This is a genomic window from Gordonia sp. SGD-V-85, from assembly GCF_001456905.1.
In the GTDB taxonomy this organism is placed as follows: Bacteria; Actinomycetota; Actinomycetes; order Mycobacteriales; family Mycobacteriaceae; genus Gordonia; species Gordonia hongkongensis.
The window spans coordinates 66835-92421 of the sequence record NZ_LNQO01000012.1; the positions used below are offsets into that span (position 1 = coordinate 66835).

Annotated in this window: 27 protein-coding genes; 7 read left to right on the forward strand and 20 right to left on the reverse strand. The window is 68.1% G+C overall.

Annotated elements, in window-relative coordinates; all coding sequences use genetic code 11:
• Window positions 1–15: 15 nt before the first annotated feature.
• The 8 genes from AS181_RS14990 to AS181_RS15025 all read right to left on the reverse strand — a co-directional run bounded on the left by AS181_RS14990 (window position 16) and on the right by AS181_RS15025 (window position 5377).
• Window positions 16–588 carry a hypothetical protein gene (locus AS181_RS14990; RefSeq protein ID WP_058252367.1) on the reverse strand — a complete coding sequence of 191 codons (573 nt, stop codon included), beginning with the start codon at window positions 586–588 and terminating at the stop codon, window positions 16–18.
• Window positions 585–1223, reverse strand: a complete 639-nt coding sequence (locus tag AS181_RS14995) for a hypothetical protein (RefSeq protein ID WP_058252368.1) — start codon at window positions 1221–1223, stop codon at window positions 585–587. Before AS181_RS14995 ends, AS181_RS14990 begins: the two co-directional genes overlap by 4 nt.
• 28 nt (window positions 1224–1251) lie before the next feature.
• A complete protein-coding gene (locus AS181_RS15000) occupies window positions 1252–1791 on the reverse strand; it encodes a hypothetical protein (protein WP_058252369.1) in 540 nt (179 codons plus the stop codon).
• Window positions 1788–2384: a hypothetical protein gene (locus AS181_RS15005; RefSeq protein ID WP_058252370.1), complete on the reverse strand. Its 597-nt coding sequence runs from the start codon at window positions 2382–2384 to the stop codon at window positions 1788–1790. The genes AS181_RS15000 and AS181_RS15005 overlap by 4 nt, the downstream gene beginning before the upstream one ends.
• A gap of 11 nt (window positions 2385–2395) precedes the next feature.
• Complete coding sequence (locus AS181_RS15010) at window positions 2396–3325, reverse strand: SDR family oxidoreductase (protein WP_058252371.1); 930 nt, start codon at window positions 3323–3325, stop codon at window positions 2396–2398.
• 75 nt (window positions 3326–3400) lie between these two features.
• Window positions 3401–4033 carry a TetR/AcrR family transcriptional regulator gene (locus tag AS181_RS15015; protein ID WP_058252372.1) on the reverse strand — a complete coding sequence of 211 codons (633 nt, stop codon included), beginning with the start codon at window positions 4031–4033 and terminating at the stop codon, window positions 3401–3403.
• Window positions 4030–4263, reverse strand: a complete 234-nt coding sequence (locus tag AS181_RS15020; protein WP_058252373.1) for a hypothetical protein — start codon at window positions 4261–4263, stop codon at window positions 4030–4032. Before AS181_RS15020 ends, AS181_RS15015 begins: the two co-directional genes overlap by 4 nt.
• A 100-nt stretch (window positions 4264–4363) precedes the next feature.
• A complete protein-coding gene (locus AS181_RS15025) occupies window positions 4364–5377 on the reverse strand; it encodes an o-succinylbenzoate synthase (protein ID WP_058252374.1) in 1014 nt (337 codons plus the stop codon).
• Between the two features lie 84 nt (window positions 5378–5461).
• Between AS181_RS15025 and AS181_RS15030 the strand changes: the two genes are divergently transcribed.
• Window positions 5462–6397 (forward strand): oxygenase MpaB family protein, encoded by a 936-nt coding sequence (locus tag AS181_RS15030; protein ID WP_058252375.1) that lies wholly within the window; start codon window positions 5462–5464, stop codon window positions 6395–6397.
• 321 nt (window positions 6398–6718) lie between these two features.
• On the opposite strand, the gene AS181_RS15035 is transcribed toward AS181_RS15030, so the two are convergent.
• The 3 genes from AS181_RS15035 to AS181_RS15045 form a co-directional block, all read right to left on the reverse strand.
• Window positions 6719–7465 carry an alpha/beta fold hydrolase gene (locus AS181_RS15035; protein WP_058252437.1) on the reverse strand — a complete coding sequence of 249 codons (747 nt, stop codon included), beginning with the start codon at window positions 7463–7465 and terminating at the stop codon, window positions 6719–6721.
• A gap of 85 nt (window positions 7466–7550) precedes the next feature.
• Complete coding sequence (locus AS181_RS15040; protein WP_374100833.1) at window positions 7551–8447, reverse strand: alpha/beta hydrolase; 897 nt, start codon at window positions 8445–8447, stop codon at window positions 7551–7553.
• 226 nt (window positions 8448–8673) lie between these two features.
• Entirely contained in the window at window positions 8674–9567 is an 894-nt protein-coding gene (locus AS181_RS15045) for an SHOCT domain-containing protein (RefSeq protein ID WP_231742459.1), read from the reverse strand.
• A gap of 196 nt (window positions 9568–9763) precedes the next feature.
• Here AS181_RS15045 and AS181_RS25420 point away from each other — a divergent pair, with 196 nt between their 5' ends.
• Window positions 9764–10087 carry a hypothetical protein gene (locus AS181_RS25420; RefSeq protein WP_231742461.1) on the forward strand — a complete coding sequence of 108 codons (324 nt, stop codon included), beginning with the start codon at window positions 9764–9766 and terminating at the stop codon, window positions 10085–10087.
• Window positions 10088–10132: 45 nt separating this feature from the next.
• Window positions 10133–10657, forward strand: coding sequence for a CDP-diacylglycerol diphosphatase (locus AS181_RS25425; RefSeq protein ID WP_323055852.1), 525 nt, complete (start codon window positions 10133–10135; stop codon window positions 10655–10657).
• A 102-nt stretch (window positions 10658–10759) separates the two neighbouring features.
• Here the strand turns inward: AS181_RS25425 and tuf are convergent, their stop codons facing one another.
• The 6 genes from tuf to AS181_RS15080 form a co-directional block, all read right to left on the reverse strand.
• Window positions 10760–11950: an elongation factor Tu gene (gene tuf / locus AS181_RS15055; RefSeq protein ID WP_058252377.1), complete on the reverse strand. Its 1191-nt coding sequence runs from the start codon at window positions 11948–11950 to the stop codon at window positions 10760–10762.
• A gap of 105 nt (window positions 11951–12055) precedes the next feature.
• Window positions 12056–14161 carry an elongation factor G gene (gene fusA, locus AS181_RS15060; RefSeq protein ID WP_058252378.1) on the reverse strand — a complete coding sequence of 702 codons (2106 nt, stop codon included), beginning with the start codon at window positions 14159–14161 and terminating at the stop codon, window positions 12056–12058.
• A 147-nt stretch (window positions 14162–14308) separates the two neighbouring features.
• The gene (rpsG, locus tag AS181_RS15065; RefSeq protein WP_004020595.1) at window positions 14309–14779 is read right to left on the reverse strand and encodes a 30S ribosomal protein S7; all 471 of its coding nucleotides are present in this window, start codon (window positions 14777–14779) and stop codon (window positions 14309–14311) included.
• Window positions 14780–14785: 6 nt separating this feature from the next.
• Window positions 14786–15157 (reverse strand): 30S ribosomal protein S12, encoded by a 372-nt coding sequence (gene rpsL / locus AS181_RS15070; protein ID WP_004020596.1) that lies wholly within the window; start codon window positions 15155–15157, stop codon window positions 14786–14788.
• 450 nt (window positions 15158–15607) lie between these two features.
• On the reverse strand, window positions 15608–16381 hold the full coding sequence (locus AS181_RS15075) for a hypothetical protein (RefSeq protein WP_231742464.1): 774 nt from the start codon (window positions 16379–16381) through the stop codon (window positions 15608–15610).
• Window positions 16378–17253: an exodeoxyribonuclease III gene (locus AS181_RS15080; RefSeq protein ID WP_058252440.1), complete on the reverse strand. Its 876-nt coding sequence runs from the start codon at window positions 17251–17253 to the stop codon at window positions 16378–16380. Before AS181_RS15080 ends, AS181_RS15075 begins: the two co-directional genes overlap by 4 nt.
• Before the next feature lie 88 nt (window positions 17254–17341).
• On the opposite strand from AS181_RS15080, the gene AS181_RS15085 reads away from it, so the two are divergent.
• A complete protein-coding gene (locus AS181_RS15085; RefSeq protein ID WP_139114214.1) occupies window positions 17342–18979 on the forward strand; it encodes a sigma-54-dependent Fis family transcriptional regulator in 1638 nt (545 codons plus the stop codon).
• 8 nt (window positions 18980–18987) lie between these two features.
• Here the strand turns inward: AS181_RS15085 and AS181_RS15090 are convergent, their stop codons facing one another.
• A complete protein-coding gene (locus AS181_RS15090) occupies window positions 18988–20106 on the reverse strand; it encodes an HPP family protein (protein WP_058252379.1) in 1119 nt (372 codons plus the stop codon).
• A gap of 209 nt (window positions 20107–20315) precedes the next feature.
• Here AS181_RS15090 and AS181_RS15095 point away from each other — a divergent pair, with 209 nt between their 5' ends.
• From AS181_RS15095 to AS181_RS15105, 3 genes are all read left to right on the forward strand, one after another.
• The gene (locus tag AS181_RS15095) at window positions 20316–21818 is read left to right on the forward strand and encodes an aldehyde dehydrogenase family protein (RefSeq protein ID WP_058252380.1); all 1503 of its coding nucleotides are present in this window, start codon (window positions 20316–20318) and stop codon (window positions 21816–21818) included.
• A 40-nt stretch (window positions 21819–21858) separates the two neighbouring features.
• Window positions 21859–22977 (forward strand): NDMA-dependent alcohol dehydrogenase, encoded by a 1119-nt coding sequence (locus tag AS181_RS15100; protein WP_058252381.1) that lies wholly within the window; start codon window positions 21859–21861, stop codon window positions 22975–22977.
• 109 nt (window positions 22978–23086) lie between these two features.
• Window positions 23087–23725, forward strand: a complete 639-nt coding sequence (locus AS181_RS15105) for a Pr6Pr family membrane protein (RefSeq protein WP_058252382.1) — start codon at window positions 23087–23089, stop codon at window positions 23723–23725.
• Here AS181_RS15105 and AS181_RS15110 read toward each other — a convergent pair.
• Window positions 23722–24375: a TetR/AcrR family transcriptional regulator gene (locus AS181_RS15110; RefSeq protein WP_058252383.1), complete on the reverse strand. Its 654-nt coding sequence runs from the start codon at window positions 24373–24375 to the stop codon at window positions 23722–23724. The genes AS181_RS15105 and AS181_RS15110 overlap by 4 nt on opposite strands.
• Before the next feature lie 8 nt (window positions 24376–24383).
• Window positions 24384–25556, reverse strand: a complete 1173-nt coding sequence (locus AS181_RS15115) for an acyl-CoA dehydrogenase family protein (RefSeq protein WP_058252384.1) — start codon at window positions 25554–25556, stop codon at window positions 24384–24386.
• Window positions 25557–25587 lie beyond the last annotated feature (31 nt).

Consider the following 25587-nt stretch of genomic DNA (forward strand, 5'->3'; position numbering starts at 1 on the left):
CGGGCATCTCGTGTCTCAACGGGTCACGTCGCCGACCGGTTGCAGGTCGGACAGCAGCCAATTCCCGTCGACCTTACGCATAAGTGCCCACCGGGCGATAGAGGTCGTCTCGGCCGGTGGACGACTCGCGGCACCCGGTGCCGGTGAACCGGACCCGGCTGTCACCCGCTGGTCGGCGAAGACGAGCACCCGGGCGCGTTCCGAGTCGCCCTCCTGCAGTCCGGCACCGACGACCTCGCCGGTCACCGACAACGCTGATGCACGGACGCCGGGAACCACGACGTCGGTACCGCGGTTCCGGTACTCCAGGCGTAGCGGGTCGGTCAGCAACGCGTCGGTCGCCTGCCGCCGGTCGGCGGGGTCGTCGGGCGAGTAGGTCAGAAGCGCACTCACGGCAGCCGCAGCCGCGCTGAGGATCTCGCTGCGTTGCGCCTCGGTCGGGTCGGGATCGGGGCGCAGGGTCGCGGCGCCCGCGATCGCCGCGACCACCAGGGATACCGCCGATGCGGCGATGAGAAGCCGCATGCGGATGCGTTGGGTTCGGGTCGGCCGTGCCGGTAGCAGGACCCGGTCGTGAGCGGTGGTCATGGACGCCTCGCCTCGGCGATCTTCCAGCCGCCGTCGGTGCGCGTCATGGTGATCAGCGCCGTGATCCGCTCCCCGGTGGTGTCGATCTCCGAACCGTCCCCCGACCCGCCCAGGAGCGCCGGGTTCGTCGCGTCGGCGACGACGAGCACGTCCACGCTTCCACCGATGTCGTCGGACGACGGATCGGTGACGAGCCCGGCCGAGATCACTTGCCCGACACTCGAACCCCGTTTCCCGCCCACCTCTGTCATCAGTGCCTCCCGGGCGGCGTCGATCCGTTTCAGCTGCGGTCCGGTGCTCACCTCCGCCACGCGTGTCACGTAGCCTTCGGGGTCGGCCGGGTCGGCGGTCAGCATGACGGTGACGGCGCCGCGGGCGGATGCGAGCACGTCGTCCTGCAACTCGGTCGCCGCCTGCTGGCCGCGGATCTGCCAGGCAAGAAAGCCGGCGACGCCAACGAGGACGACCACCGCGATCGCTGCTCCGACGAGAGTCCGGCGCACCGTCTGTGTCCGGCGTGCCGCACGCGCCCGGAGCGCCGGCGCGGCGACGATCCGGGCGGTGCGCGCCCGTCGGGTCGCCGCGTCGACCCGGGCGCGGGCGAGTTCGATTCGCGTGGTGATGGTCTCGGTCATCGTCGCACCCGCAGATTCCGATGGACGGTCATCCGATCACATCCGCCGCCGCGAGGAGCCATGTGTCGTCCGACCGCGCGTAGCGGGCCAGGACCGTGCGTTGAACGGTCGTCGCCGGCCCCGCGGCCGGACGTACTGTCACCACGACACGCAGCAGCGCCTCCCCCTCCGCGGCGTCGACCGCGACGATGCTGACGACCTCGGGGCGCCAGGTCACCGACGACGTCCCCTCGGGCGGGGGCCGATCGAGCTGGGCCCCGTAGCTGTCGGTGAACTCGTCGGCGACCCGCTCCCGCGCCCGCGTCCGGTCCTGCTGCCAGCGGTCCGCATCGACCGAGAAGACGTCCGCGACGATCGTTCCCGCCTGTGCTCGCAACTGGTCTCGGCTCTCCGTGACGTCGGAGCCCGTGCGGTGCGAATTCCACAGGGTGAGCACCACGACGAGCGTCGCGACCAGGACAACCGCCGCGATCGCGAGGCGGATGGTGGCACCTCGCACCCCGATCGGCCGGGTAGTTCCGCGTCCCGGGACCGGCTCGACGCCCGGGGTGTGAGTCGGTGGCGTCATGGAAGGTACTGCACCGCACTCAGTTTCAGCGTGTCGTCGGCCGGTGTGATGAGCACCCGCAACCGGAATCTGCGCGCCTGGTCGCCGGTCTCGGCCGCCGCCGCCCCACCGGTGAAGACGACGGTGGCCGCGACGAGGACCGTGGCGGTGTCGCCGGTCCGGACGGAGATCCCCGTGCCGTCGACGGAGGACTGCGCGACGGTGCCGTTGGCCCGGATGAATTCGGTGTAGCTGTCGGCGGATTGGGCGAACTCGTCGTAGAAGGTGCCGGTGGCGCCGGCCAGGATGCGCTGGGCGCGCCGATCGTCTCGGCTGTCCGGGGCGATGAGCACCGCAACCCGGTCGGCCGCCGCGGACTGGAGTTCGGCATCGGAGTACCGCTCACGGTCTCGCTGCCACGCGGTCACCGCCACCCCCGCGAGCACGAGCGCGACGACGAGGACCACGACCGCGACGACCCACCGGAGCCGCGACAGGCGCCGACGGAGTCCGGCCTCGAACTCGAGGGTGTGCAGATCGTCCAGTGCCTCGCGCAGCTCGCGCCTCGCGGCCCGGTCGGCGGACACCTCCTGCGCCCCCGACCGAGCACCCATGCCGTCCCTCTTCACGACGACAGGGGCGTGCTCTCCTGGGGCTGCGTCAGACTGTCGCCCGGCGCCCGGGTCTCGACCTTCTCACCGCGGATCCGGCTGGAGTATGCCGCGCGCGCCTGCTGGTCGGGGCTCAGGAAGATCGAGTCCAGCTTGGTCAACCGGCGCGACCACCGCTTCATCGCCTGTGGGAACAGCGCGCCCGACTCCGCCCACCGCATCGACCGGGGCGCGTAGACGCGGACCACCGGCCGCGCGATCGTCTGCACGACGATCGACGCCACCTCGCCGGGCTCGACGGTCTGGATGAACTTGTTGGTCTGCAGGCCGGAGATCAGGGCGGTTCGCGTGAACGTGGGGAGTACCGCGCTGACGGCGACGCCCTGCGGCTCCAGCTCGGCGCCCAGCGCCTCGGAGAACTCGATGACGGCTGCCTTGGCGCCGTTGTAGATGGTGAGGCCGGGGGTGGGTATGCGCCCGGCCGTCGATGCGATGTTCACGATGTGGCCGGTCCGGCGGGGCGCCATCCGACGGGCCGCCTCCTGGCATCCGATGATCACGCCCAGGACGTCGATCTCGTAGGTCCGGCGGATGATCGTGTCGTCGTAGGAGAGGAACGGTCCGACCGGCATGATCCCGGCGTTGTTCACGAGCACGTCGATCGGTCCGAGCCGGTTTTCGACCTCGGTCAGGAACGCATCGAAGGACTCGCGTTTGGTCACGTCCACCTCGATGCCCTCGCAACCGAGGTCGGCGGCGGCCTTGCCCACCGCCTCGGAATCCACATCACCGATCGCGACCCTGGCCCCCGCCTCGGACAGCTGGGTCGCGGTCTCGAATCCGATGCCACGCGCGCCGCCGGTGATGACCACGACCTTGTCCCGTAGCGCGGCGCGGATCGCGTCGTGGTCGGGTGTGCGGGACAGCTTGTCACGCAGACTCATTGGATCTCCTTCGGTGGATGCGGACTTCAGACGAGAGGAACGGGGCCGGCGTGGCCCGTCATCTCCGGTGGGGTTTCACCAGATCATCGGTGCGAGGAACTTGGCGGCGAAATCCCGAACGCGCTGGGGTTCGTTGCGAGCAGGGTCCGACGGCGGCGTCTCCAGCAGTGAGATCACCAGTCGCACATGGATCTCGACGGCTTCCAGCAGATCCTCGACGGGCATCTGCGCACCCTCGTCGCGGAGTGTGGCCGCGACCCGGTCGGTGACCATGTCGATGAACAACGACGTCATCGTCGACGTGACGCTCTTGATCTCGGAGTCGGTGAGGACGATCCGGCTCAGCAGCGGATCGGAGTTGACCCACTCGGCGCCGACAGCGAACGCCTCCACCAGTGCGGCCTTGGGTCCGAGCCCCTTCACCGAGGCCTCGAGCTTCTGCATGCCCGTCTCGTAGGCGTCGTTGGCCACCGCGTAGAGCAGCGCATCCTTGTTCGGGAAGCGCCGGTACAAGGTGCTGCGGCTCACTCCAGCCCGCGCGGCGACCTCGTCGATGTTCGCGCGGCGGACACCGACCTCGGCGAACTCCGCCCCGGCGGCCGCGAGGATCGCGGCTTCCTGGTCGGCCGGGCTGGCGGTGTTGCGGACCTTACGCGTCGAGGTCCGATTCCTGCTGTCGGCCTTGGTTCCGGTGCCTGCCACGGTCATCGCCGCCGACGGGTGGCGGGCTGCGAGTCCTCGGGTGCCGACCAGTGGTTTTCGTGCAGCCGGCGATGTCTGATCTCCGTGATCTCCATCTGGTCAAAATACAGCCCGGCGGTCCGGCGTCCGCGGACACCGCGACCCCGGCCGACGTGCAACGGGGTTCCGTTGCGGCCGGGAGACGGGACGCCGACCGAATCGGCTGCTGCCGGCACTGTCGCCAGAACCGAGGCCATGATTGTCTCCCTCCCGCAACGGCCGCCCCGGGTACGGACGGTCGGCATGTGACCCACATCGCATGATAGACCACGTTGAGACAGATCGGAAAATGCGTTCCTATCCTCGCCCGCGACCCGTGGGCGACCCGTCCATCGTCAGCAGGCGGTGACACCGCCGCAGACGCTCGCGCCACCAGTACTGACGCTCTTCTTCGACCGCGGGTTCCCGCACGTCGACCGCGGCGTCGGGGCCGAACCATCGCGTTCCCACCGCGCCGTCGACCATCTGGAACGACGCGGCGACATCCGTGGCGAGCAACGACCCGGTGCCCAGCCCGCACGCGAGTTCCAGGCGCGGTAGCGCGGCCGCGGCAGCCACGCCGGCGGCCATCCCGATCGCGCTGTCGAGGGCACTCGAGACCACGATGTCGAGTCCCAGGTTCTCGGCGAGCTGGAGGGTTGCGCGCATGCCGCCGAGCGGCGCGACCTTGACCACCGCCACGTCAGCGGCGTCGGCCGCGACGACACGGTACGGGTCCTCGGCCTTCCTGATGGATTCGTCGGCCGCGATCGGCACCTCGACCGCCCGACGCACGGCCGCCAGTTCTTCGACTGTGCGACAGGGCTGTTCGGCATACTCGACCTCACCGATGGCGCGCAGGGCGGCGATGGCCTCGTCGACGGTCCAGCCGCCGTTCGCATCGATGCGCACCCTGCCGATGAGCGCCCGCGTCGCCGCGACCCGGGCGACGTCGTCGTCGAGGGTCTGCCCCGGCTCGGCGACCTTGACCTTCGCGGTTCCCGCGCCGGGGTATCGCTGCAGCAATGCGCCGACCTCGTCGGCGGGGATGGCGGGCACGGTCGCGTTGACCGGGACGGTGTCGCGGACCGCGGTGGGAGGACCGACCCAGGCGGCCTCGATGCCGGCCCGTAGCCACGAGGCCGCCTCCGGGTCGTCGTACTCGACGAACGGACCGAACTCCCCCCAACCCGCCGGCCCCGCGAAGACCATCGTCTCGCGCGTGGTCAGGCCGCGGAATCTCGTACGCATCGGCAGGCGCACCGCGACAGCGGAAGCGAGGACCTCCTCGACGTCGGGAAGCGCCCAGTCCGGTTGCCTGCCCCGCATCATCCGTCCTCCCTCTCCGCACACAGATCACCCCGCGTCGTTGGAACAACCTTCCAAGTTTGTTCCAAGTGCGATATTCTCGCCGCCATGTCAGTCAACCAGGGATTCGACGCCGGTATCCGCGAGGCAGAGCCGATGATCGTCGACGACACTCCGGACACCGCGGGCGAGGTCGCCTCGCCACGTCTCGGCGCCGACTCGCTCGTGTGGAAGTTCTACGGCGACAACCGCGGACTGCTGGGCTTCCAGCGTCTGGCCGGCACCGAGAACTGCATCGAACAACTCGGCCAGGCCGTGCTCGATCACTCGATCATCTTCAGCGACTTCCTCGGCCGGGCCAAGCGGACCGGCCCCCCGGTCATGCGGACCGTGTACAGCACCGAGCCGGAGAAGTGGGGGCGCACGGTGCGCGACTTCCACCGCGACATCAAGGGCACCATCAGCGACGGATCGCGGTACCACGCACTCAATCCGGAGTTGTTCTACTGGGCGCACGCGACGTTCGTCGACCAGGTCCTCTACATCACCGACACCTTCATCCGACGCCTGAGTTACGCCGAGAAGGTCCAGATCTTCGAGGAGAGCAAGGTCTGGTATCAGCTCTACGGGGTGAGCGATCGCGGGCAGCCGCAGACCTACGAGGAGTTCGTCCAGTACTGGGACGACATGCTCGACCGGTTCGTGCCGCACAAGACGATCGTCTACGCCACCGGCTACATCCGGCAGGGGCTCCCCCGCCCCAAGAAGATCCCCGCACCCGTGTGGAAGATCGTGTCGCTTCCGTTGAACGCCTTCATCCGCACCGTTGTCGTCGGAACGCTGCCCCAGCAGATGCGGGACGTGTGCGACCTCGAGTGGAACGACAGGCGCGAGAGGAACTTCCAGCGTTTCGCCGCCCTCATGCGGGCTGCCAACCCGTTGATCAACCGCCTGCCGCTCAAGTACCTCTACGTCCCGTGGGCCTACGAGGCGTGGCGCAAGGTCGGGATCGACCCGCGACCGCTGCACAACAAGCCCGCCTGACCCGCTCCGCTCTCTGAGCTGAGGAGCACCATCCCGCCCCGGACGAGCGCCATCCCGCCCCCGGAGGAGCGCCATCCCGCCCCCGGACGAGCGCCATCCCGCCCCCGGAGGAGCGCCATCCCGCCCCGGACGAGCGCCATCCCCCGCTCCCTGAGGAGCGAGCTTGCGAGCGTCACGAAGGGTCTTGGTGACATTCGTGGCAGACCCTTCGTGACGCGCCCTCCGCAAGCTCCGGGCGCTCCTCAGGGAGCAGTGGTGGGCCAGTGGTTTCGCGGTTCTCTCGATCAGGAACCAGCGAGCCGGAGATGACGCCGGCAGGCGTCAGTGCCCGAGGAACCCGTCGACGTGGGTGACGAACTCCTCGGCGCGGTCGCGGTGAACGCTGTGCCCCGCCTCGATGGTGACGAACCGCGAGTTCGGCAGGGCGTCGCTGAGGGTCCGCAGGTGGCGCGGCGGCAGGAAGCTCTTCTCGCCACCGGAGATGACCATGGCGGTGGCCTGCACATCCGGCAGCTCCGACCACCAGTGCGGCGCGCAGACGTCGAATTCGGCGACGATCTGGTCGCCCATCCGGCCGTCGTAGCGGATGACCGGAAAGGGGTTGCGCGCGAGCGCGATCAGCCCACGAATCTGCTCGCCCAGGGTGGCGCGCATGGCGATGCCCTCGGACAGATCGGCCTCGTCGCGGGGCATCGGCGGCACCTCTTCGAGCACCAGGCGTCGGATCCTCGTCGGCTCACGCATGGCCACTCGCAGCGCGGTGTGGGCACCGAGCGAATGGCCGACCACGTCGGCGACCGCGATCCCGAGGGTGTCGAGGACATAGGCCAGGTCGTCGCGGAAGTCGTCGAGCCGGTAGACCTCACGGGCCCGGCCGCTGCGACCGTGTCCACGGAGGTCCACGCTGATCACCGCACGCCCGCGGGCGCGGAGTGCCGTCGCGAGCCGGCGCCAGGTCGAATGGTCCGATGCCATCCCGTGCACGAGGACGACCGGTACGCCCCGGTCGGCCTCCCCCGCGATCCGGACCGCGAGGTCGGGGTCGCCGCTTCGACGCAGAACACGCATGACCGTCAGCTTACGAACGTCGGCCGTGCGGGCGCCGTCACACTCCACCCGGCCGTCCGCGCAGACCGCACCTCACCGGTCGTCGTCACCGGTCGCGGAACCAGCCGCTGTTCTTGGCGCGCCACACCATGTCCTCCCAGTACCCCCAGGCGTGTGTCCCGACGGACGGAAAGTCCGTCGTGACCGGGATGCCCTGCAAAGCGGCCGCGACTTCGAACGACCGGGTCTGCGCGAGCGACACCACCTCCAGCGGTGTGCCCTTGACCGAGGCCACGGCGTCGGCGTTGTGCGGACCCCACGTCGCCGAACCGGACCCGATGCGGATCTTCATCCCCCGCATCCGCGGCAGCTGGACGAGTGCATCGTTGCGCGTCCACCGGTCACTCCAGGGCGGTCCCCACATGGCGTCCGCGCTGAACGGACCGACCCCCGCCCCGACACCGGCGTCGATCAACGCGAGCCGAACAGCCTCTCGCATCGTGGGCGCGGACAGGTTCAGGTAGCCGGACATCGAGAAGACGTGCGAGATGCGCTTGCGGTGGTACGCCCCGTAGACCATCGCAGCGTTACCGCCCATGGAGATGCCCATGATCGCGTATTTGCCCAGCGGGCCGACGGCGAGTCCGCGCGCGTCGAGTTCGCGCACGATGGTGTCGAGTCGGCACGTCCACCGATAGCGGTATCCGACCTTGTTGGCCGGGCTCGCCGCTTCCCAATCGGTGTAGAAGCTCGCGAGACCTCCGACCGGTTGGATCACGTTGACGCCGGAGTCGGCGATGCGGTGGACACGCGTGTCGCGACGCCAGCCACTGATGTCACCGGTCGCGCGAAGACCGTCGAGAGCGATGACGGTTTTGCTGTTGCCCCACCGAGTCCAGGTGTCGACCGGGGTGCTCGGCATGCCGCAGCCGGACACATGGAACCTGCCGAACGCGGCCGACGCGGATGCGTTACCCGACCCGATGGTGACCACGCCGACCACCGCGAGGAGCGCGAGGGCGAACGCGAGGGCTCGACGTCGGCGGGCAAGCCGACGCGGCCGTAGTGAAAGCTGCACCGACGAACTGTAATTCGACGACCATCAGCAATGCCACGGCTGTGACCCTAGGGCATCGACATCGATATCGAGTGGTGACCAGAGTGACTAGAGTGAATCAAGTGGCGTATGTGGCAGAGGATTCATTTTGTTACAGACGATCCACGCAGCGTCAGAGATCGTCGACGATGCGCTGACGCGCCCGCGCGTACTCCTCCTCGGTGACCGCGCCGGTGCGGCGCAGTTCGTCCAGCGACGCGAGCCGTTCGGCCGGCGAACGGCCCGGGTCACCACCCCGGCCCGACCCGCCACCGGCCTTGGTGAACGACGGGGGGTCCATCCGAGACGAGCTCGCCGAATCCGCCCGGACTCCCGCCCAGCCGCGCACGACCTCCATGACCTCCGCTCGGGCCGCGGGATTGGACCGCAGATCGATCACGCCACTGCCCGCCACCCCGTGACGCCCCAGGATCTGCAGGATCTCCCCCAACGGTTCCGCCTGACCGGTGAGATCGTAGGTCCGGCCGTCCTCTTCGGAGGTGAACCTGGCCGGCACCGAACCGGCGAGCAAAGCGGTTGCCTGCCAGTCGATCTCGAAGTCCTGGGACTCGGGATCGACCATCACGGCCAACCGACGGGCGTGAAGCAGCGGCTGCTGGTAATGCGGCACGACCTTCCTCGTCGACACCTCGAACGGAGCGAGTCCCTCGGCGTGGATCCGGAGCCCCAGCTTCATCAGCGGCTGGTCGTTGATCTCGACATTCGTCTGACCGATCGAGGTGATCTCGGCGATGCCGAACACTCCGGCGGCGCGCAGGCGTTCCAGCTTGGCGCCACCCCGATAGTTGAACCACGCGATGGCAACGCCGAGAACGATATCCAGCACGGTGATGCCGATCCCGGTCCACAGCATCCACTCCGTGTCGGGTGCATCGATCACGAAGTAGGCGACGAGGAAGATCGGACCGACGATCCCGCACAGCATGACAAACGCGAAAGTGCCCACGGCACTCCACACATGGGCAGGAACACGTGGCCCGGTCCCCGACTCTCCGAACATGGTCATGCGCGAACTCTATGCGCGGACCTGCGGCGACGGAAGTTCGAAGGCCGAGGCGTCCCACCTTGGAACGACATGGAAGCGCCACCGTTCGCAGTCGGCGCCGGATACGAGTAGTTCGCCGCACTTTCCCGGGTCAAAGTTGCCTGATCTGCGGTTTCGGCACGACCCGGAGAGTCTCGGTGGCACACTCTGCGCTCAGATGAGCACGCCGAGGCTCACCACCGAGAGGTTCCCCATGGACGACACCCGCTCGCATCGGTTCACCCGGCTCCTCTCGACGATGGCCGTCACCGCCGCCATCGTCGCGAGCTCCGCCCTGAGTGGAGGCGGGGTCGCCTCGGCCGCACCACCGACGCCGACCCAAAAACTCTGCGGCCAGAGCACCGACGATCCCGCCACCGATAAGTCCCTGCTTCTCTGGGGAAAGGTGAAGGGCACCAAGCCTGGTCAGATCGGCGACAACATCGACGTCATTCAGCCGGGTCCCCAGTACCAGCCGAACCCGAAGTACGTGAAGTACTAAGCAATCCGTCGAGGTGGTGACCACAAAGGTCACAACGATGACTTCCTGCTCCTACCCACCAACCGGATCAGGGGCATCGAATGCCCCTATCTGTACAACGGTTCCGAGTTGAACCTGTGGAGCGCGGCGTGGCTGCAGGCGGGCAAATTGGTCGCCAAGAATCCCACTCGACCGATTGCGATAGGGGTGAACTCCGCCACGGCGCGCTCGCAAAACCAGCTGCACATTCATCTGGCGCAGGTGAATCCCACCACGCTGGCCGACCTGAGGGCGATCCCCAACCCGGAGACGCATCTGGACAACTGGACGAAGACCGACGTCGTCTTGAGGCTCAACAAGACCAAATCGAAGATCCCCCGGCACTTCCGCGTCGTCAAGTACACCGGCGGTCTGCCCGATCTGTTTCGTGTCCTGAAACGTCAGCTGCCCGCCACCGAGGACATGGCGGACCAATCGATCGGCGTGGTCGATGCCGGCCAGCCCAACACCTACTTCGTCCTCACCAGCAATCCGAAACTGGGTGGTGCCGGGACGGGTCTGATGGACATGATCTACGGCTGGGGCGTCTGACCCTCGGCAGGATCAACGACAAAGGCGCCCGGCCACTTTCGTGACCGGGCGCCTTCGACTCAGTGAGTCAGTGAGTCAGTGAGTCAGTGAGTCAGAACGAGATCACTTGGTGATCTTGGTGACTCGACCCGCACCGACGGTGCGGCCACCCTCGCGGATGGCGAAACGCAGGCCCTCGTCCATGGCGACCGGCTGGATGAGCTTGACGCTCATCTCGGTGTTGTCGCCCGGCATGACCATCTCGGTGCCCTCGGGGAGGGTCACGACGCCGGTCACGTCCGTGGTACGGAAGTAGAACTGCGGACGGTAGTTGTTGAAGAACGGGGTGTGACGGCCGCCCTCGTCCTTGGACAGGATGTACGCCTGGCCCTCGAACTCGGTGTGCGGGGTCGTGGTGCCCGGCTTCACGATGACCTGACCGCGCTCGACGTCCTCACGCTTGAGGCCGCGGAGCAGCAGACCGGCGTTGTCGCCTGCCTGTGCGGAATCGAGGAGCTTGTGGAACATCTCGATACCGGTGACGGTGGTCTTGGTGCTCTTCTCGCGGATGCCGACGATCTCGACTTCCTCGTTCACGTTGACCTCGCCGCGCTCCACACGACCGGTGACCACGGTGCCGCGGCCGGTGATGGTGAAAACGTCCTCGACGGGCATGAGGAACGGCTTCTCGGTCTCGCGGACCGGGTCCGGGATCGACTCGTCGACGGCAGCCATGAGCTCTTCGACCGACTTGGTCCACTCGGGGTCACCCTCGAGGGCCTTGAGCGCCGAGACCTTGACGACCGGGGCTTCCTCGTCGAACTCCTGGGCGGCCAGCAGTTCGCGGACCTCCATCTCGACGAGCTCGATGATCTCGTCGTCGTCGACCATGTCGGCCTTGTTCAGGGCGACCAGGATGTAGGGCACACCGACCTGGCGGGCCAGCAGCACGTGCTCGCGGGTCTGCGGCATCGGGCCGTCGGTGGCGGCGACCACGAGGATCGCGCCGTCCATCTGGGCAGCACCGGTGATCATGTTCTTGATGTAGTCGGCGTGACCGGGGGCGTCGACGTGGGCGTAGTGACGCTTATCGGTCTCGTACTCGACGTGCGAGATGTTGATCGTGATACCGCGAGCTTTTTCCTCGGGAGCCTTGTCGATCTGATCGAACGCGAAGCTCTTGTTGAGTTCCGGGTACTTGTCGTGCAGCACCTTGGTGATGGCCGCGGTCAGCGTGGTCTTGCCGTGGTCGACGTGACCGATGGTGCCGATGTTCACGTGCGGCTTGGTCCGCTCGAACTTCGCCTTCGCCACTTGATTGTCCTCCTGGACTTGTTGCTCTACTGGGCGGATCCCAGCAGGGGTTTTCTTCTTACGTTGGTGCGCAGAACTGGTCGGCGCATGTCGCTAGGACCGGGTTTACTCGCCGGTGGCCTTCGCGATGATTTCCTTCGACACGTTCGCGGGAACCTCCGCGTACGAATCGAACACCATGGAGTAGTTTGCCCGGCCCTGGGTCTTCGACCGGAGGTCTCCGATGTAGCCGAACATCTCCGACAGCGGCACCTGTGCCTTCACGACACGCGCACCACTGCGCTCCTCCATGGCCTGGATCTGGCCACGGCGGGAGTTCAGGTCGCCGATCACGTCACCCATGTAGTCCTCGGGAGTCGTGACCTCGACGGCCATCAGGGGCTCGAGGATGACCGGACCGGCCATCCGCGCAGCTTCCTTCAGGGCCTGCGAGCCGGCGATCTTGAACGCCATCTCCGAGGAGTCGACGTCGTGGTACTGACCGTCGAGCAGGGTGACCTTCAGGTTCACCAGCGGGTATCCGGCGAGGACACCGTACTGCATGGCGTCCTGGGCACCGGCGTCCACCGACGGGATGTACTCGCGCGGGACGCGACCACCGGTGACGGCGTTGGCGAACTCGTAGGTCGCACCGTCCTCGGCGTCCACCAGGGGCTCGAGCTTGATGATGACCTTCGCGAACTGGCCCGATCCACCGGTCTGCTTCTTGTGGGTGAACTCGTGCTTCTCGACCGTCTTGCGGATGGTCTCGCGGTAGGCCACCTGCGGCTTGCCGACGTTGGCCTCGACCTTGAACTCGCGCTTCATGCGGTCGACGAGGATGTCGAGGTGGAGCTCGCCCATACCGCCGATGACGGTCTGGCCGGTCTCCTCGTCGAGCTGGACCGAGAAGGTCGGGTCCTCTTCGGCGAGCTTCTGGATCGCGGTGCCCAGCTTCTCCTGGTCGGACTTGGTCTTCGGCTCGATCGAGACGTTGATGACCGGGTCCGGGAAGCTCATGGACTCGAGCACGATCGGCGACGCCGAATCGCACAGGGTGTCACCGGTGGTGGTGTCCTTGAGACCGATCATCGCGTAGATGTGGCCCGCGGTGGCGTCCTCGACCGGGTTCTCCTTGTTGGCATGCATCTGGAAGAGCTTGCCGACGCGCTCCTTCTTGCCCTTGGTGGCGTTGAGCACCTGGGTTCCGGCGTTGATCTTGCCGGAGTACACGCGCACGAAGGTGAGCTTGCCGAAGAACGGGTGAGCCGCGATCTTGAACGCGAGAGCCGAGAACGGCTCGTCCGCGGACGGCTTGCGCGAGAGGATCTCCTCCTCGTCGCCCACTGCGTGACCCTCGACCGACGGCACGTCCAGCGGGGACGGCAGGTAGTCGATGATCGCGTCGAGCATGGGCTGCACGCCCTTGTTCTTGAACGCCGAGCCACAGATCACCGGGTAGAACTCACGGGCGATCGTGAGCTTGCGGATCGCGCCCTTGATCTCCTCGGTGGTCAGCTCTTCGCCGCCGAAGTACTTCTCGAGCAGTGCCTCGTCAGTCTCGGCGACCGTCTCGAGGAGCTTCTCGCGGTACTCCGCAACCTGGTCGACCAGATCGGCGGGGATCTCCTCGATGGTCGGCGCAGCGCCGATCTCGACGGTTCCGCGCCAGGTGATCGCCTTCTGCTCGATGAGGTCGACGACGCCGTCGAAGTTGTCCTCGGCGCCGATCGGCAGCTGCAGGACCAGCGGCTTGGCGCCGAGGCGCTCCTCGATGGTGCGCACGGTGAAGAAGAAGTCCGCACCGAGCTTGTCCATCTTGTTGACGAAGCAGATACGCGGGACGTCGTACTTCTCCGCCTGACGCCAGACCTGCTCGGACTGCGGCTCGACGCCTTCCTTGCCGTCGAACACGGCGACCGCGCCGTCGAGCACGCGGAGGCTGCGCTCCACCTCGACGGTGAAGTCGACGTGGCCGGGGGTGTCGATGATGTTGATCTGGTTCTTGTTCCAGAAACACGTCACCGCCGCGGAGGTGATGGTGATCCCCCGCTCCTTCTCCTGCTCCATCCAGTCGGTGGTCGAGGCACCGTCGTGGGTTTCACCGATCTTGTAGTTCACACCGGTGTAGAAGAGGATTCGCTCGGTGGCGGTGGTCTTGCCGGCATCGATGTGGGCCATGATGCCGATGTTGCGAACCTTGTTCAGGTCGCTGAGCACTTCCTGTGCCATCAAGTTCCCTTCGGGAAGATTTCGGACTAAAGGCTGTCTTCACTTATCAGCCCCGGGCTCGCTGCGCTCGCCCCCACCCGAACGAGTTCGGGTGGACTGGGCGGCCGTCGCTTCGCGCCGAGCGCCCAGTACCCGGTTTGGGGTCGATTACCAGCGGTAGTGCGCGAACGCCCGGTTGGCCTCGGCCATCTTGTGGGTGTCCTCGCGGCGCTTCACCGAAGCACCGAGACCGTTGGACGCGTCCAGCAACTCGTTGGCGAGACGCTCGACCATGGTCTTCTCACGACGCTGACGGCTGAAGCTGACGAGCCAGCGGAGCGCGAGGGTGTTGGCGCGGTTCGGCTTGACCTCGATCGGCACCTGGTAGGTGGCACCACCGACGCGGCGGCTCTTCACCTCGAGGGTGGGCTTCACGTTGTCGAGAGCGCGCTTGAGGGTGACGACCGGATCGGTGCCGGTCTTGTCGCGAGCCTGCTCGAGGGCGCCGTAGACGATGCGCTCGGCGGTCGACTTCTTGCCGTCCAGCAGGATCTTGTTGACCAGCTGGGTGACCAGCGGCGAACCGTAGACGGGATCGTTGATGAGGGGGCGCTTGGGAGCGGGTCCTTTACGTGGCATGACTTATCAGTTCCCCTTCTTGGCGCCGTAGCGGCTGCGAGCCTGCTTGCGGTCCTTGACACCCTGGGTGTCGAGCGAGCCGCGGATGATCTTGTAGCGCACACCCGGGAGGTCCTTCACACGACCGCCGCGGACGAGCACCATCGAGTGCTCCTGCAGGTTGTGGCCTTCGCCGGGGATGTAGGCGGTGACCTCGACCGAGCTGGTCAGGCGCACACGGGCGACCTTGCGCAGTGCCGAGTTCGGCTTCTTGGGGGTGGTGGTGTAGACGCGGGTGCACACGCCACGACGCTGCGGGCTTCCCTTGAGGGCCGCGGTCTTGGTCTTGGCAGCCTTGTCGTGACGGCCCTTGCGGACCAGCTGATTGATGGTTGGCACTAGGTGTTCGTTCCTCTTTGTCATCGGTTGTGGTTGGTGCTCCGGGCAAGCACGAAGTGGCTCGCAGGCCTGTTTTCGCGGCTTCCACAACTCGCCCCACCAGCACGTATGTGCTGGTCAGTACATTTTCGCTACCCCGAGGTCGGGCGTGTCATACACTCGACAGCGGATTCGCCTGTCAGCCCCTCTGCCGGCCGTACCCCGAGATGCTCGGCGGCTCGAGAGCCGTAGGGCAGGCATGCGGACTGGCCCAGCATGGGCCGGGCACCGACGATCCACTCTACCGATCGGGTTTACACAGGTCAAAAAACGGATCCTGCACGCAACCGGCAGGTGAACGGGTCGTGCGCGATCGGCTCCGGGCCACGCTCGTGCTCGGCGTGACCCTCCCACTTCTACACCGTCAAACCGCATGCGTCGAGGGCGCGAGTCGCCGGTGCGACCATTCCGTCATCCGCGCTGCACGGGTCGCCTGAGCTGCTCGATCACGGGTGCGGACGGGCTCTCGGGGTCGCACGGTCGACGCGTCGGCGAGGACTGACCGCCGAACCACCGGTCGACGATCGTCGCCTGCCGTTCCACCTCGCCCCGGCGCGGCATGTGGTGGTTCTCACCGGCATCGCGCACGCCGTACACGTCCTCACCCAGTTCGTACCGGGCCTGGTCGGCCAGCGCATCGGCGAGGAACCCGGCAGGGGAACGGGCAGCGGCGATCTGCCAGGCGTGGACCAGTTCGTGGATGAGCAGCTGACCCGGCACCGGATATGCCCTGCTCCCCGGCCCCAGGGTCGCGTCGAGGTGCGACCCGAGATTGCAGAGGATGCGTCCGTCGACCGCGGGCACCGTGAAGGCGCGCCCGCCCCGACCGGCGAGATCGGTGAGGACGACGTCATCGAGCCACCCCACGTCCCCGAAGACCGCCACGGCCACGCTTCGCTCGGCCGGGGTCAACCCGCGATGACGCACGCGACGGCGGATGACGCTCGACGTGACGAGGCCCGCGCCCAGCACGACGACGAACCCGAGCGGGCCGAGCCAGATCGTCACCGGCACCAGGTGCACCGCAAGGAGCACACCCGCCGTGGCCGCCGGGGCGTCGCCGAGTCGTCCCGCCTCGAGCCGGCGGGCGACGGAGAGCACCGTGCCGAGCAGGCGCCCATAGGCCCGGGCGGCCGCGATGACCGAACGGCGCAGGCGCGTCGCGGACGCCGGGCGGGGCATCATTCCGGCGTCTGCGGCAGTTTCACCTTCGTCGCACCGGGTTTCGCCGGATTCGACGGCGGCGGGACCACCGGTCCGATGTCGCCATCGGGAGCCTCGTCGAGGTCGACGATGACCGGCGCGTGGTCACTCGGCTTGCTGCCCTTGCGTGCTTTCCGGTCGATCCAGGCGGCCGCGACGCGATCGGCAGCGGACGCTCCGGCGAGGATCAGGTCGATGCGCATCCCGAGGTCTTTGTGGAACATGCCGGCGCGGTAGTCCCAGTAGCTGAACACACGCTCGCCCGGCCACCGGTCCCGGACGACGTCGCGCAGGCCCATCGATTCGAAGGTGGCCAGCGCGGCCCGTTCCGCCGGAGTGACGTGGGTGTGTCCCACATACGCGGCGGGGTCGAACAGGTCGGCGTCGGCCGGCGCGATGTTCATGTCGCCGCACAGGAGTGTCGTGGTCGGGTCCTCCACGGCACGGGCCAGCGCCGCGAGCCACTCGAGTTTGTAGGTGTAGTGGTCCGAGTCCGGGGTCCGGCCGTTGGGCACGTACAGCGAGTGGATGCGGAGTCCGCCGCACACCGCCGACACCGCCCGTGCCTCCAGGGTCGACGGGTCGGGGTATCCGGGCATGCCGTCGAACCCGATCCGGACGTCGTCGAGTCCGACCCGCGACAACAGCGCCACCCCGTTCCACTGACCCTGTCCGGCGTGCGCGACCTCGTATCCGCGGTCGGTGAGATCGGTGCCGAGTGACTCGTCGAACGCGGCGTCGGAGAGTTTGGTCTCCTGCAGGCACACCACGTCGGGTCGGCGCTCGTCGAGCCAGGGCAACAGGCGCGGGATGCGCTGCTTCACGGAGTTCACGTTCCAGGTCGCCACGCGCATGCGACCACGGTAGTACCCCGCCATCAGGGCCCGGCCACCGCCGATCGCGGACCCGGCCTTTCGTTGCACGGTGACATGTGTCACGTTGGTGGGTATCGACACGTTGCACCGCACCTCCGATTCGTCGCCCCGACGGCCCGTCATCGAGTCGTCGTGGCGTCGTTCGGAGCTGTCCGGGGTCCGCCCCGAGGACCGGACGCCGACGCAGGTCCAGGACATCGCTGCCGCCGACCCGCTGCTCGACGCCGCCCGCCCGGTCCTCGATGACGCCGCCGCCCGACTCGCCGACACCGATGTCTCGCTGCTGCTCGTCGACCACGAGTGCCGGATGGTGACGCGGGTGGCGTTCGGCACGACCGTGGAGCGCCGTCTCGACGCGATCGGCGCCTCGCCGGGCGTGCCGTTCGGCGAGGACGTCGTCGGGACGACGGCCCTCGGTACCCCGGCGGAGACCCGGGGCGGGATCGTCGTGAACAGCTCCGAGCACTACCTGGACCAGTTCAAGTCGATCAGTTGCTTCGGACAGCCGATCATCCATCCCGCGACCCGCAGGCTGGCCGGGATCATCTGCATGTCCGAGATCGCCGATCGCATCAACCCCTTGGCGATCCCGGTCGTCAACGGGATCGTCGCCGACATCGCCGACCGCCTGCTGGACCGGTCGCGAGCGCACCAGCGACGCGTCCTCGACGCGTTCCAGCGCGCCGCACCGCGTCGCGACCTCGCCGTCGCGGCCATCGGCGACGACCTCCAGCTCACGAATGCCCTTGCTGCCGAACTGCTCTCCCCCACCGACATCGGCGCGATGCGGATCGTCGCGACCGATCCCGCACTGCGCGCGACAGTACTGCCGCTGACCCTGGTGTCGGGCGCCGAGGTCGAGGTCGCCGTCGAACCCGTGCCGGGCGCCTGCGGCGCGGCCCTGTTCCGCTTCCGGCCGGTCAGCGAGCCGCCGCCGAGGCGGTCCGCGCCACCGACCGCCCCGTCCCGCACCAGCGTCGCGATCACCGGCGAACCGGGGACCGGACGCAGCACCCACGCCGCTGCGCTCGCCGCCGAGACCGACTCGCCACCGGTGATCGTCGATGTCGCCGACGAGATCATCAGCGGTCGTCGCCCCGACATCCCCGCGTTCGTCGGACGCGCCCGGTCGATGAGCACGACCCTGGTGATCGACGGCGTCGATCTCCTCGACGCGCAGTCGGTCGCCCTACTCGGGCGCGTGGCGGTGTCGAGCTCGCCGGAGTCGCCGCTGATCGTCGTCGGCGGGCCGCGCGACCAGGCGAGTCCGGGAGTCGCCGCACTCCTCGCCCGGTGCGCCACACGGGTCGATCTCGCTCCTCTACGTCATCGGACCTCGGAGCTGGCGTCGATCGCGAGCAGCGCACTGACAGACATCGACCCGGAGCTCACGCTGTCCGGACTGGCGACGGACGCCTTGCTGTGCGACGACTGGCCCGGGAACCTCACCGAGCTCAACTCGGTGCTCCGGCAGGCCGCTCTGACGTGCCGAGCGCGCGCCGCGCGGGTCGTCGAACCCGCCGACCTGCCACCCGCCTATCGGACGACCAGCCGGGCCGCGCACCTGTCCGGCCGGGAACAGGCCGAGCGCACCGCGATCGTCGAGGCGCTGGACCGCGCCCGCGGCAACAAGGTGCATGCCGCAAGGGATCTCGGCATCAGCCGGACGACGCTGTACTCGCGGATGCGCGCACTGGACATCTGAGCGCGCGGCTACTCCGGCACCGCGGTGCGGGGCACCGGGTCCCGCAGCGTCTGCCGTGCGAGCGCCGCGATGAGGTCGGTCCGGGTCACGATGCCGACCAGGGTGTGCCCATCCAACACCGGGACCGCGTCGCATCCGCTCTCGGCGAGCAGCGGCAACAGCGCCCCGACCGGCGTGCCCGGGGTCGCGACGGCCGGTTCCGCCGACATCACGTCCGCGGCGCACAACTCGACGTCGTTCGAGCGCATCAACCGCCGCACGAGATGGATCTGGAACACCACACCGACGAACATGCCGTCGTCCGACGTCACCGGCAGCGAGGTGAAGCCGTACTCGTCGAAGAGGACGGCGACGTCTCGCAGCGGCGTCTCGGGGTTCACGGTCACCAGGTCTCGGGACATCACGTCCGTCGCGGCGAGCGGGCCCGCGCGGTGACCGGCAGCCTGCAGTTCGGCGGCCCCGATCAGTCGCGCGAGGTCGGCGACACCGAGGTTGAGCGACTGCCCGTACCGGTCGAGGATGCCGGTCAGTTCGTCCTCGTCCAGACCCAGCCGCGCCGCCGGCGGGGGCGCCGCGTCGAACCGGCGATACGGATAACGCCGTCCGGTCAACCGGGCGTACCCGGCGGCGAGGACCACCAGCAGGAGCGTGCCCACGAGGACGGGTGCGAGGACGAACCGGAACCCCAGCGACTGGATCGTCTCCGGACTGAGCGCGGCTGTCATCGCCACCGCGCCGGCAGGCGGATGGACCGCGTGGCACCCGATCATCAAGGCCACGGACAGACCGACCGCGAGCGCCGCCCGAAGCGCGGGCTGGCCGATGGTGAGGGTGGTCGCCACCCCCACGACCGCCGACACCGCGTTGCCGACGGTCGCGGGCCACGGCTGCGCCAACGGACTGTTCGGCGCGGCGAAGACGAGCACGGCGGTCGCCCCGAACGGCGCGATCAGGAAGAGTCCGAGCCGCAGGTCGACCCCCGACGCGGCGAGCACCAGACCGACGAGTCCGAGCGCCACCCCGGCCCCTGCTCCCGCCCGGAGGGCCTCACGGATCGAGATACCCCCGGTCACCGGGCCGAGGCCACGCAGGGCGGCGCCGACCCTGCCCGCTGGGCGCACGTTCACTCTGCTCCTCCGAAGGTCCCTGACTTGTCCGGCGTCTCACGGTAGCCACGCGGTGACGGCCGGTCGCCGCGACCCCTGTACAGCCCAGGTGTTCAGTTTCTGGACACGGCGACACGTCGGAACGGTGAGAGAAATAAGTCAGGTCGAATATGACCGAGATCACTCCACCGACCACATCACCGCCGGCACCACGCCGACCAGGAGGCCACATGACCGCCGTCGTTCCCGACACCGCCCTGCATGAGCGCGTTCGCGATTTCATCTCCGCCGACCGTCCGATGCTGATCGGCGGCGAGTGGGTGTGGTCGGCCTCGGGCCGCACCTTCGAGACCATCGATCCCGCGACGGCGCGTCCGCTCACCTCGGTCGCGCACGGCGACGCGGCCGACATCGACCGCGCGGTCCGCGCCGCGCGCCAGGCCTTCGACGACGGCCCGTGGACCCGGATGAAGCCGAATGAACGCGAACGCCTGCTCTGGCGGGTCGGCGACATCCTCACCGAACGCGCCGAGGAGTTCGGCCAGCTGGAGGCGCTCGACAACGGCAAGGCGGCCACCATCGCCGCCGCGGTCGACACCAACTGGTCGGCCGACATCTTCCACTACAACGCGGGCCTCGCCACCAAGATCACCGGGTCGACGGTCGACGTCTCGATGCCGTTCGTGCCCGGCGGCGAGTTCCACGCGTACACCCTGCGCGAGCCGGTCGGAGTCTGCGGCCTGATCGTGCCGTGGAACTTCCCGCTCCTGATGGCCGCGTTCAAGCTGGCCCCCGCATTGGCGGCCGGCAACACCGTCATCCTCAAGCCGGCCGAACAGACCCCGCTGACGGCCCTGCTCCTCGGCGAGGTGTTCCAAGAGGCCGGCTTCCCACCGGGCGTGGTCAACATCGTCACCGGTTACGGCGAGGCCGGCGCGGCGCTCGCCGCGCACGACGACGTCGACAAGATCGCGTTCACCGGCTCGACGGAGGTCGGCAAGAAGATCGTCGACGCCGCGAAGGGCAACCTCAAGAAGGTGTCGCTGGAACTCGGCGGCAAGAGCCCCAACATCGTTTTCGCCGACGCCGACTTCGAGAAGGCGGTCGCCGGGTCGGTCGCGGCCTGGATGTTCAACCACGGACAGTGCTGTGTCGCCGGAACACGTCTCTTCGTCGAGCGGCCGATCTTCGACGACTTCACCGCGGCCGTCGCCGAGGCGGCCTCGCAGGCCAAGATCGGACCCGGCCTCGACCCGTCGACCGAACTCGGACCGCTGGTCAGCCAAGAGCAGTTCGATCGCGTCTCGGGATACCTGGCGGCGGGCCTCGCCGACGGCGCACGGGCGCTGACGGGTGGAAAGCGTTGGGGCGACGAGGGATTCTTCATCGAACCGACCGTCTTCGTCGACGTCGACCCGAGTTTCTCGATCGTGCAGGAGGAGATCTTCGGTCCCGTCGTCGCCGCCATGCCCTTCGATGCCGACACCGGGGTCGCGGCCGCGGCCAACGACTCCATCTACGGTCTCGCAGCAGGCATCTGGACCACGGATCTGTCCAAGGCGCACCGGACAGCTCGACAGATCAAGGCCGGCTCGGTCTGGGTGAACCAGTACAACGGCTTCGACACCGCCATGCCGTTCGGCGGTTACAAGCAGTCGGGATGGGGGCGCGAACTCGGCTCGTCGGCCATCGAGCTCTACACCCAGACCAAGGCCGTCAACATCTCGCTCTGACCCCCATCCGCCCTCGAGTACACCCAAGGAGCACGATTTCATGTCTCTCACCACCAAGGCAGCCGTCCTCACCGGACCCGGAAAGCCGTTCGAGATCGTCGAACTCGACCTCGACGAGCCCCGCGAAGGCGAGGTGCTGATCAAGTACACCGCGGCCGGCCTGTGCCACTCCGACCTTCACCTGACCGACGGCGACCTCCCGCCCCGCTATCCGATCGTGGGCGGCCACGAGGGTTCGGGGATCATCGAGGCGGTCGGCCCGGGCGTCACCAAGGTCAAGCCCGGCGACCACGTGGTCTGCAGCTTCATCCCCAACTGCGGCACCTGCCGCTACTGCTCCACCGGCCGGCAGAACCTCTGCGACATGGGCGCCACCATCCTCGAGGGATCGATGCCCGATGGCACATTCCGATTCCACGGTGGCGGTGACGATTTCGGAGCCATGTGCATGCTCGGCACCTTCGCCGAACGCGCGACGATCTCGCAGCACTCGGTCGTCAAGGTCGACGAGTGGTTGCCGCTCGACAAGGCAGTGCTCGTAGGTTGCGGCGTGCCCTCGGGCTGGGGCACCTCGGTGTACGCGGGCGGCGTGCGTGCCGGCGACACCGTGGTGATCTACGGCATCGGCGGCCTGGGCATCAACGCGGTGCAGGGCGCGGTGTCGGCCGGGGCCAAATACGTCGTGGTCGTCGACCCGGTCGCGCTCAAGCGCGACACGGCGCTCAAATTCGGTGCAACACATGCCTTCGCCGACGCCGCCGAGGCCGCGGAGAAGGTCAACGAACTGACCTGGGGGCAGGGTGCCGACCAGGCCCTCATCCTCGTCGGCACGGTCGACGCGGAGGTCGTGGCCAACGCGACCGCCGTCGTGGGCAAGGGCGGGACGGTCGTCATCACCGGTCTTGCCGATCCGACGAAGCTGACCGTGCAGGTCTCCGGAACCGATCTGACCCTGAACCAGAAAACCATCAAGGGCAGTCTGTTCGGCTCGGCCAATCCGCAGTACGACATCGTCAAACTGCTGCGCCTGTACGACGCGGGGCAGCTCAAGCTCGACGAACTGGTCACGCAGACCTACACCCTCGACCAGGTCAACGAGGGCTACCAGGATCTGCGGGACGGCAAGAACATCCGCGGGGTCATCATCCACGCGGAGTGAATCCCCGGTCGGTTCGCCCGAGGTGCCGTCTCCCTCGGGCGAACCGGCCACCCACGTCGCCGGGCGGACTTTCCGGTCCGCGCCCGCACGAGGTGCTTGAATCACACCTGTGACCGTGACCTGGTGGATACGTCTGCTCCGCATCGCCTTTGCCGCCCTGGGCGTCACCGCGCTCGTGTATCAGGCGGTGCTGCGCTACGGCGACGCCGGCTTCACGCTCGCGAACTTCTTCAGCTACTTCACGGTGCTGAGCAATATCTTCGCCGCGCTCATCCTGCTCGTCGGCGGACTGCTGGCCCCGGCAAGCCCGGCCTGGGAGTGGTGCCGCGGGGCGGCGACCACCTGCATGGTCATCACCGGGATCGTCTATGCGCTTCTGCTGCAGGGCATCGACGTCGATGTCACCTACGCCTGGGTGAACGACGTGCTGCATCGCGTCATCCCGCTCGTCATGCTTTTGGACTGGATCGTGGTGCGCGCCCGGCGACTACCCGAACGGGCGTGGCTGTCCTGGCTCACGATCCCGCTCGTGTACGGCGTCTACACGTTGATCCGCGGGCCGATCGCGGACTGGTATCCCTACCCGTTCATCGATCCGCGCGGGCAGGGTCATCTGTCGATGACGATCTCGCTCGTCGTCGTGTTCGTCGGCATGGCCTTCATGTCGTTCGGCGTCTACCGGGTCGGCACCCGCGGTCGGCGACCCGATGCGCCGGAGCCCGGACAGCCCGCCGACGAACGCGGTTAGTCCGCGCCCGGCCGGTCCGCGGGCGCGCTCCCGAACGCCGCGACGAGCTGCGCCGACCAGGTGTCGACGACCAGCGCACGCCGGGCGGAGTCATCGGACAGCGTGTCCGCCAGGCCGAGTCCGCGCGCCATGTCCAGAGTCGCCTGCACCAGCCGGTAACCGGTCTCGTCGTCCGGGGCCACCCCCATCGCGGCCATCGTCCGCTGATGGGCCGCGCGGGCGAACTTCGCTTCGAGTGGCAGGATGAGCCGCCGCAGCGCCGGGTCGGACGCGGCGGCGGCCCAGACCTGGAGTGCTGCCTTGAATTCGGTGCCGGTGTAGACGTCGACGGCCCGCTGGACGGCGCGGATGACCCGGTCCGGGGGCACTTCGTCGGCCGCCTCCGGCGATGCGTGCGGATCCCCGACGGCAGCGCGGGTCATGTCCTCGAAGACCTGCTCGAGTGCCGCGGTGATGAGGGCTTCGCGCGTCGGGAAGTGATGTTGCGCCGCACCGCGGGACACGCCGGCACGTTCGGCGACCGCGGCCACGGTCGCGGCGGCCCAGCCGTCCGCGGCCAGCGCGTCGACCGTGGACCGCAACAGGCGCTCGCGGGTCAACCGCGAGCGTTCCTGTTGCGGGGAGCGGGTGTTCGCCGACGACGTGGTCACCGCGAGCCTCAGTAGGACTTCGGCAGCCCGAGGCTGGTCTGCGCGACGAAGTTGAGGATCATCTCCCGGCTCACCGGGGCGATGCGGGCGATCCGGGCGAGGCTCAGCATCGGCGCCAGTCCGTACTCGGTGGTCAGACCGTTGCCGCCCAGGGAGTGCACGGCCTGGTCCACGACCTTCACACAGGCCTCGGCGGCCGCGTACTTCGCCATGTTGGCCGGCTCGGCGGCGCCCCAGTCGTCGCCGGCGTCGTAGAGGGTCGCGGCCTTCTGCATCATCAGCTTGGCCATCTCGAGCTCGACCTTGCCCTGGGCGAGCGGGTGCGCGATCGCCTGGTGCGCACCGATCGGCGTCTTCCACACCGTGCGCTCCTTCACGTACGACACCGCCTTGTCGAGCGCGAACCGGCCCATCCCGACGGCCGACGCCGCGGCCATGATGCGTTCCGGATTGAGCCCGGCGAACAGTTGACTCAGGGCAGCGTCCTCGGAGCCGACGAGCGCGTCGGCGGGCAATCGCACATCGTCGAGGTAGAGCTGAAACTGCTTCTCTGGGTTCTGCAGTTCCATGTCGATCATCGTGTACGAGAAGTTCTCGGAGTCGGTGGGGACGATGAAGAGCGCGGGCTTGAGGTTGCCGGTCTTCGCGTCTTCGGTGCGGGCGACGATCAACACGGCCTGCGCCTGGTCGACGCCGGAGATGTAGACCTTCTGGCCGGTGAGCAACCAGTCCGAGCCGTCCCGACGGGCCGTGGTGGTGATCTGGTGGGAATTGGAGCCGGCATCGGGTTCGGTGATACCGAACGCCATCGTGATCGACCCGTCGGCGAGACCCGGCAGCCACCGCTGCTTCTGCTCGTCGGTGCCGAAACGGGCGATGACGTTGCCGCAGATGGCCGGTGAGACGACGAGCATCAGCAGTCCGGTGCCCGACGCGGCGATCTCCTCCATCACGATGGCGAGCTCGTACATCCCGGCACCGCCGCCGCCGTACTCCTCGGGGAGATTGACCCCGATGAAGCCGAGCTTGCCCGCCTCGGCCCACAACTCGTCGGTCTTGCGGCCGGTGCGCGCGCACTCGCGGAAGTACTCCTGTCCGTACTTCGCGGCGAGTCCGGCGACCGCCGCGCGCAGCTCGGCGCGTTCGGTGGTCTCCACGAACGGATTGGTGTCCACGGTCATGTCGATGCTCCCTGTCTCGGTCTTCGATGTG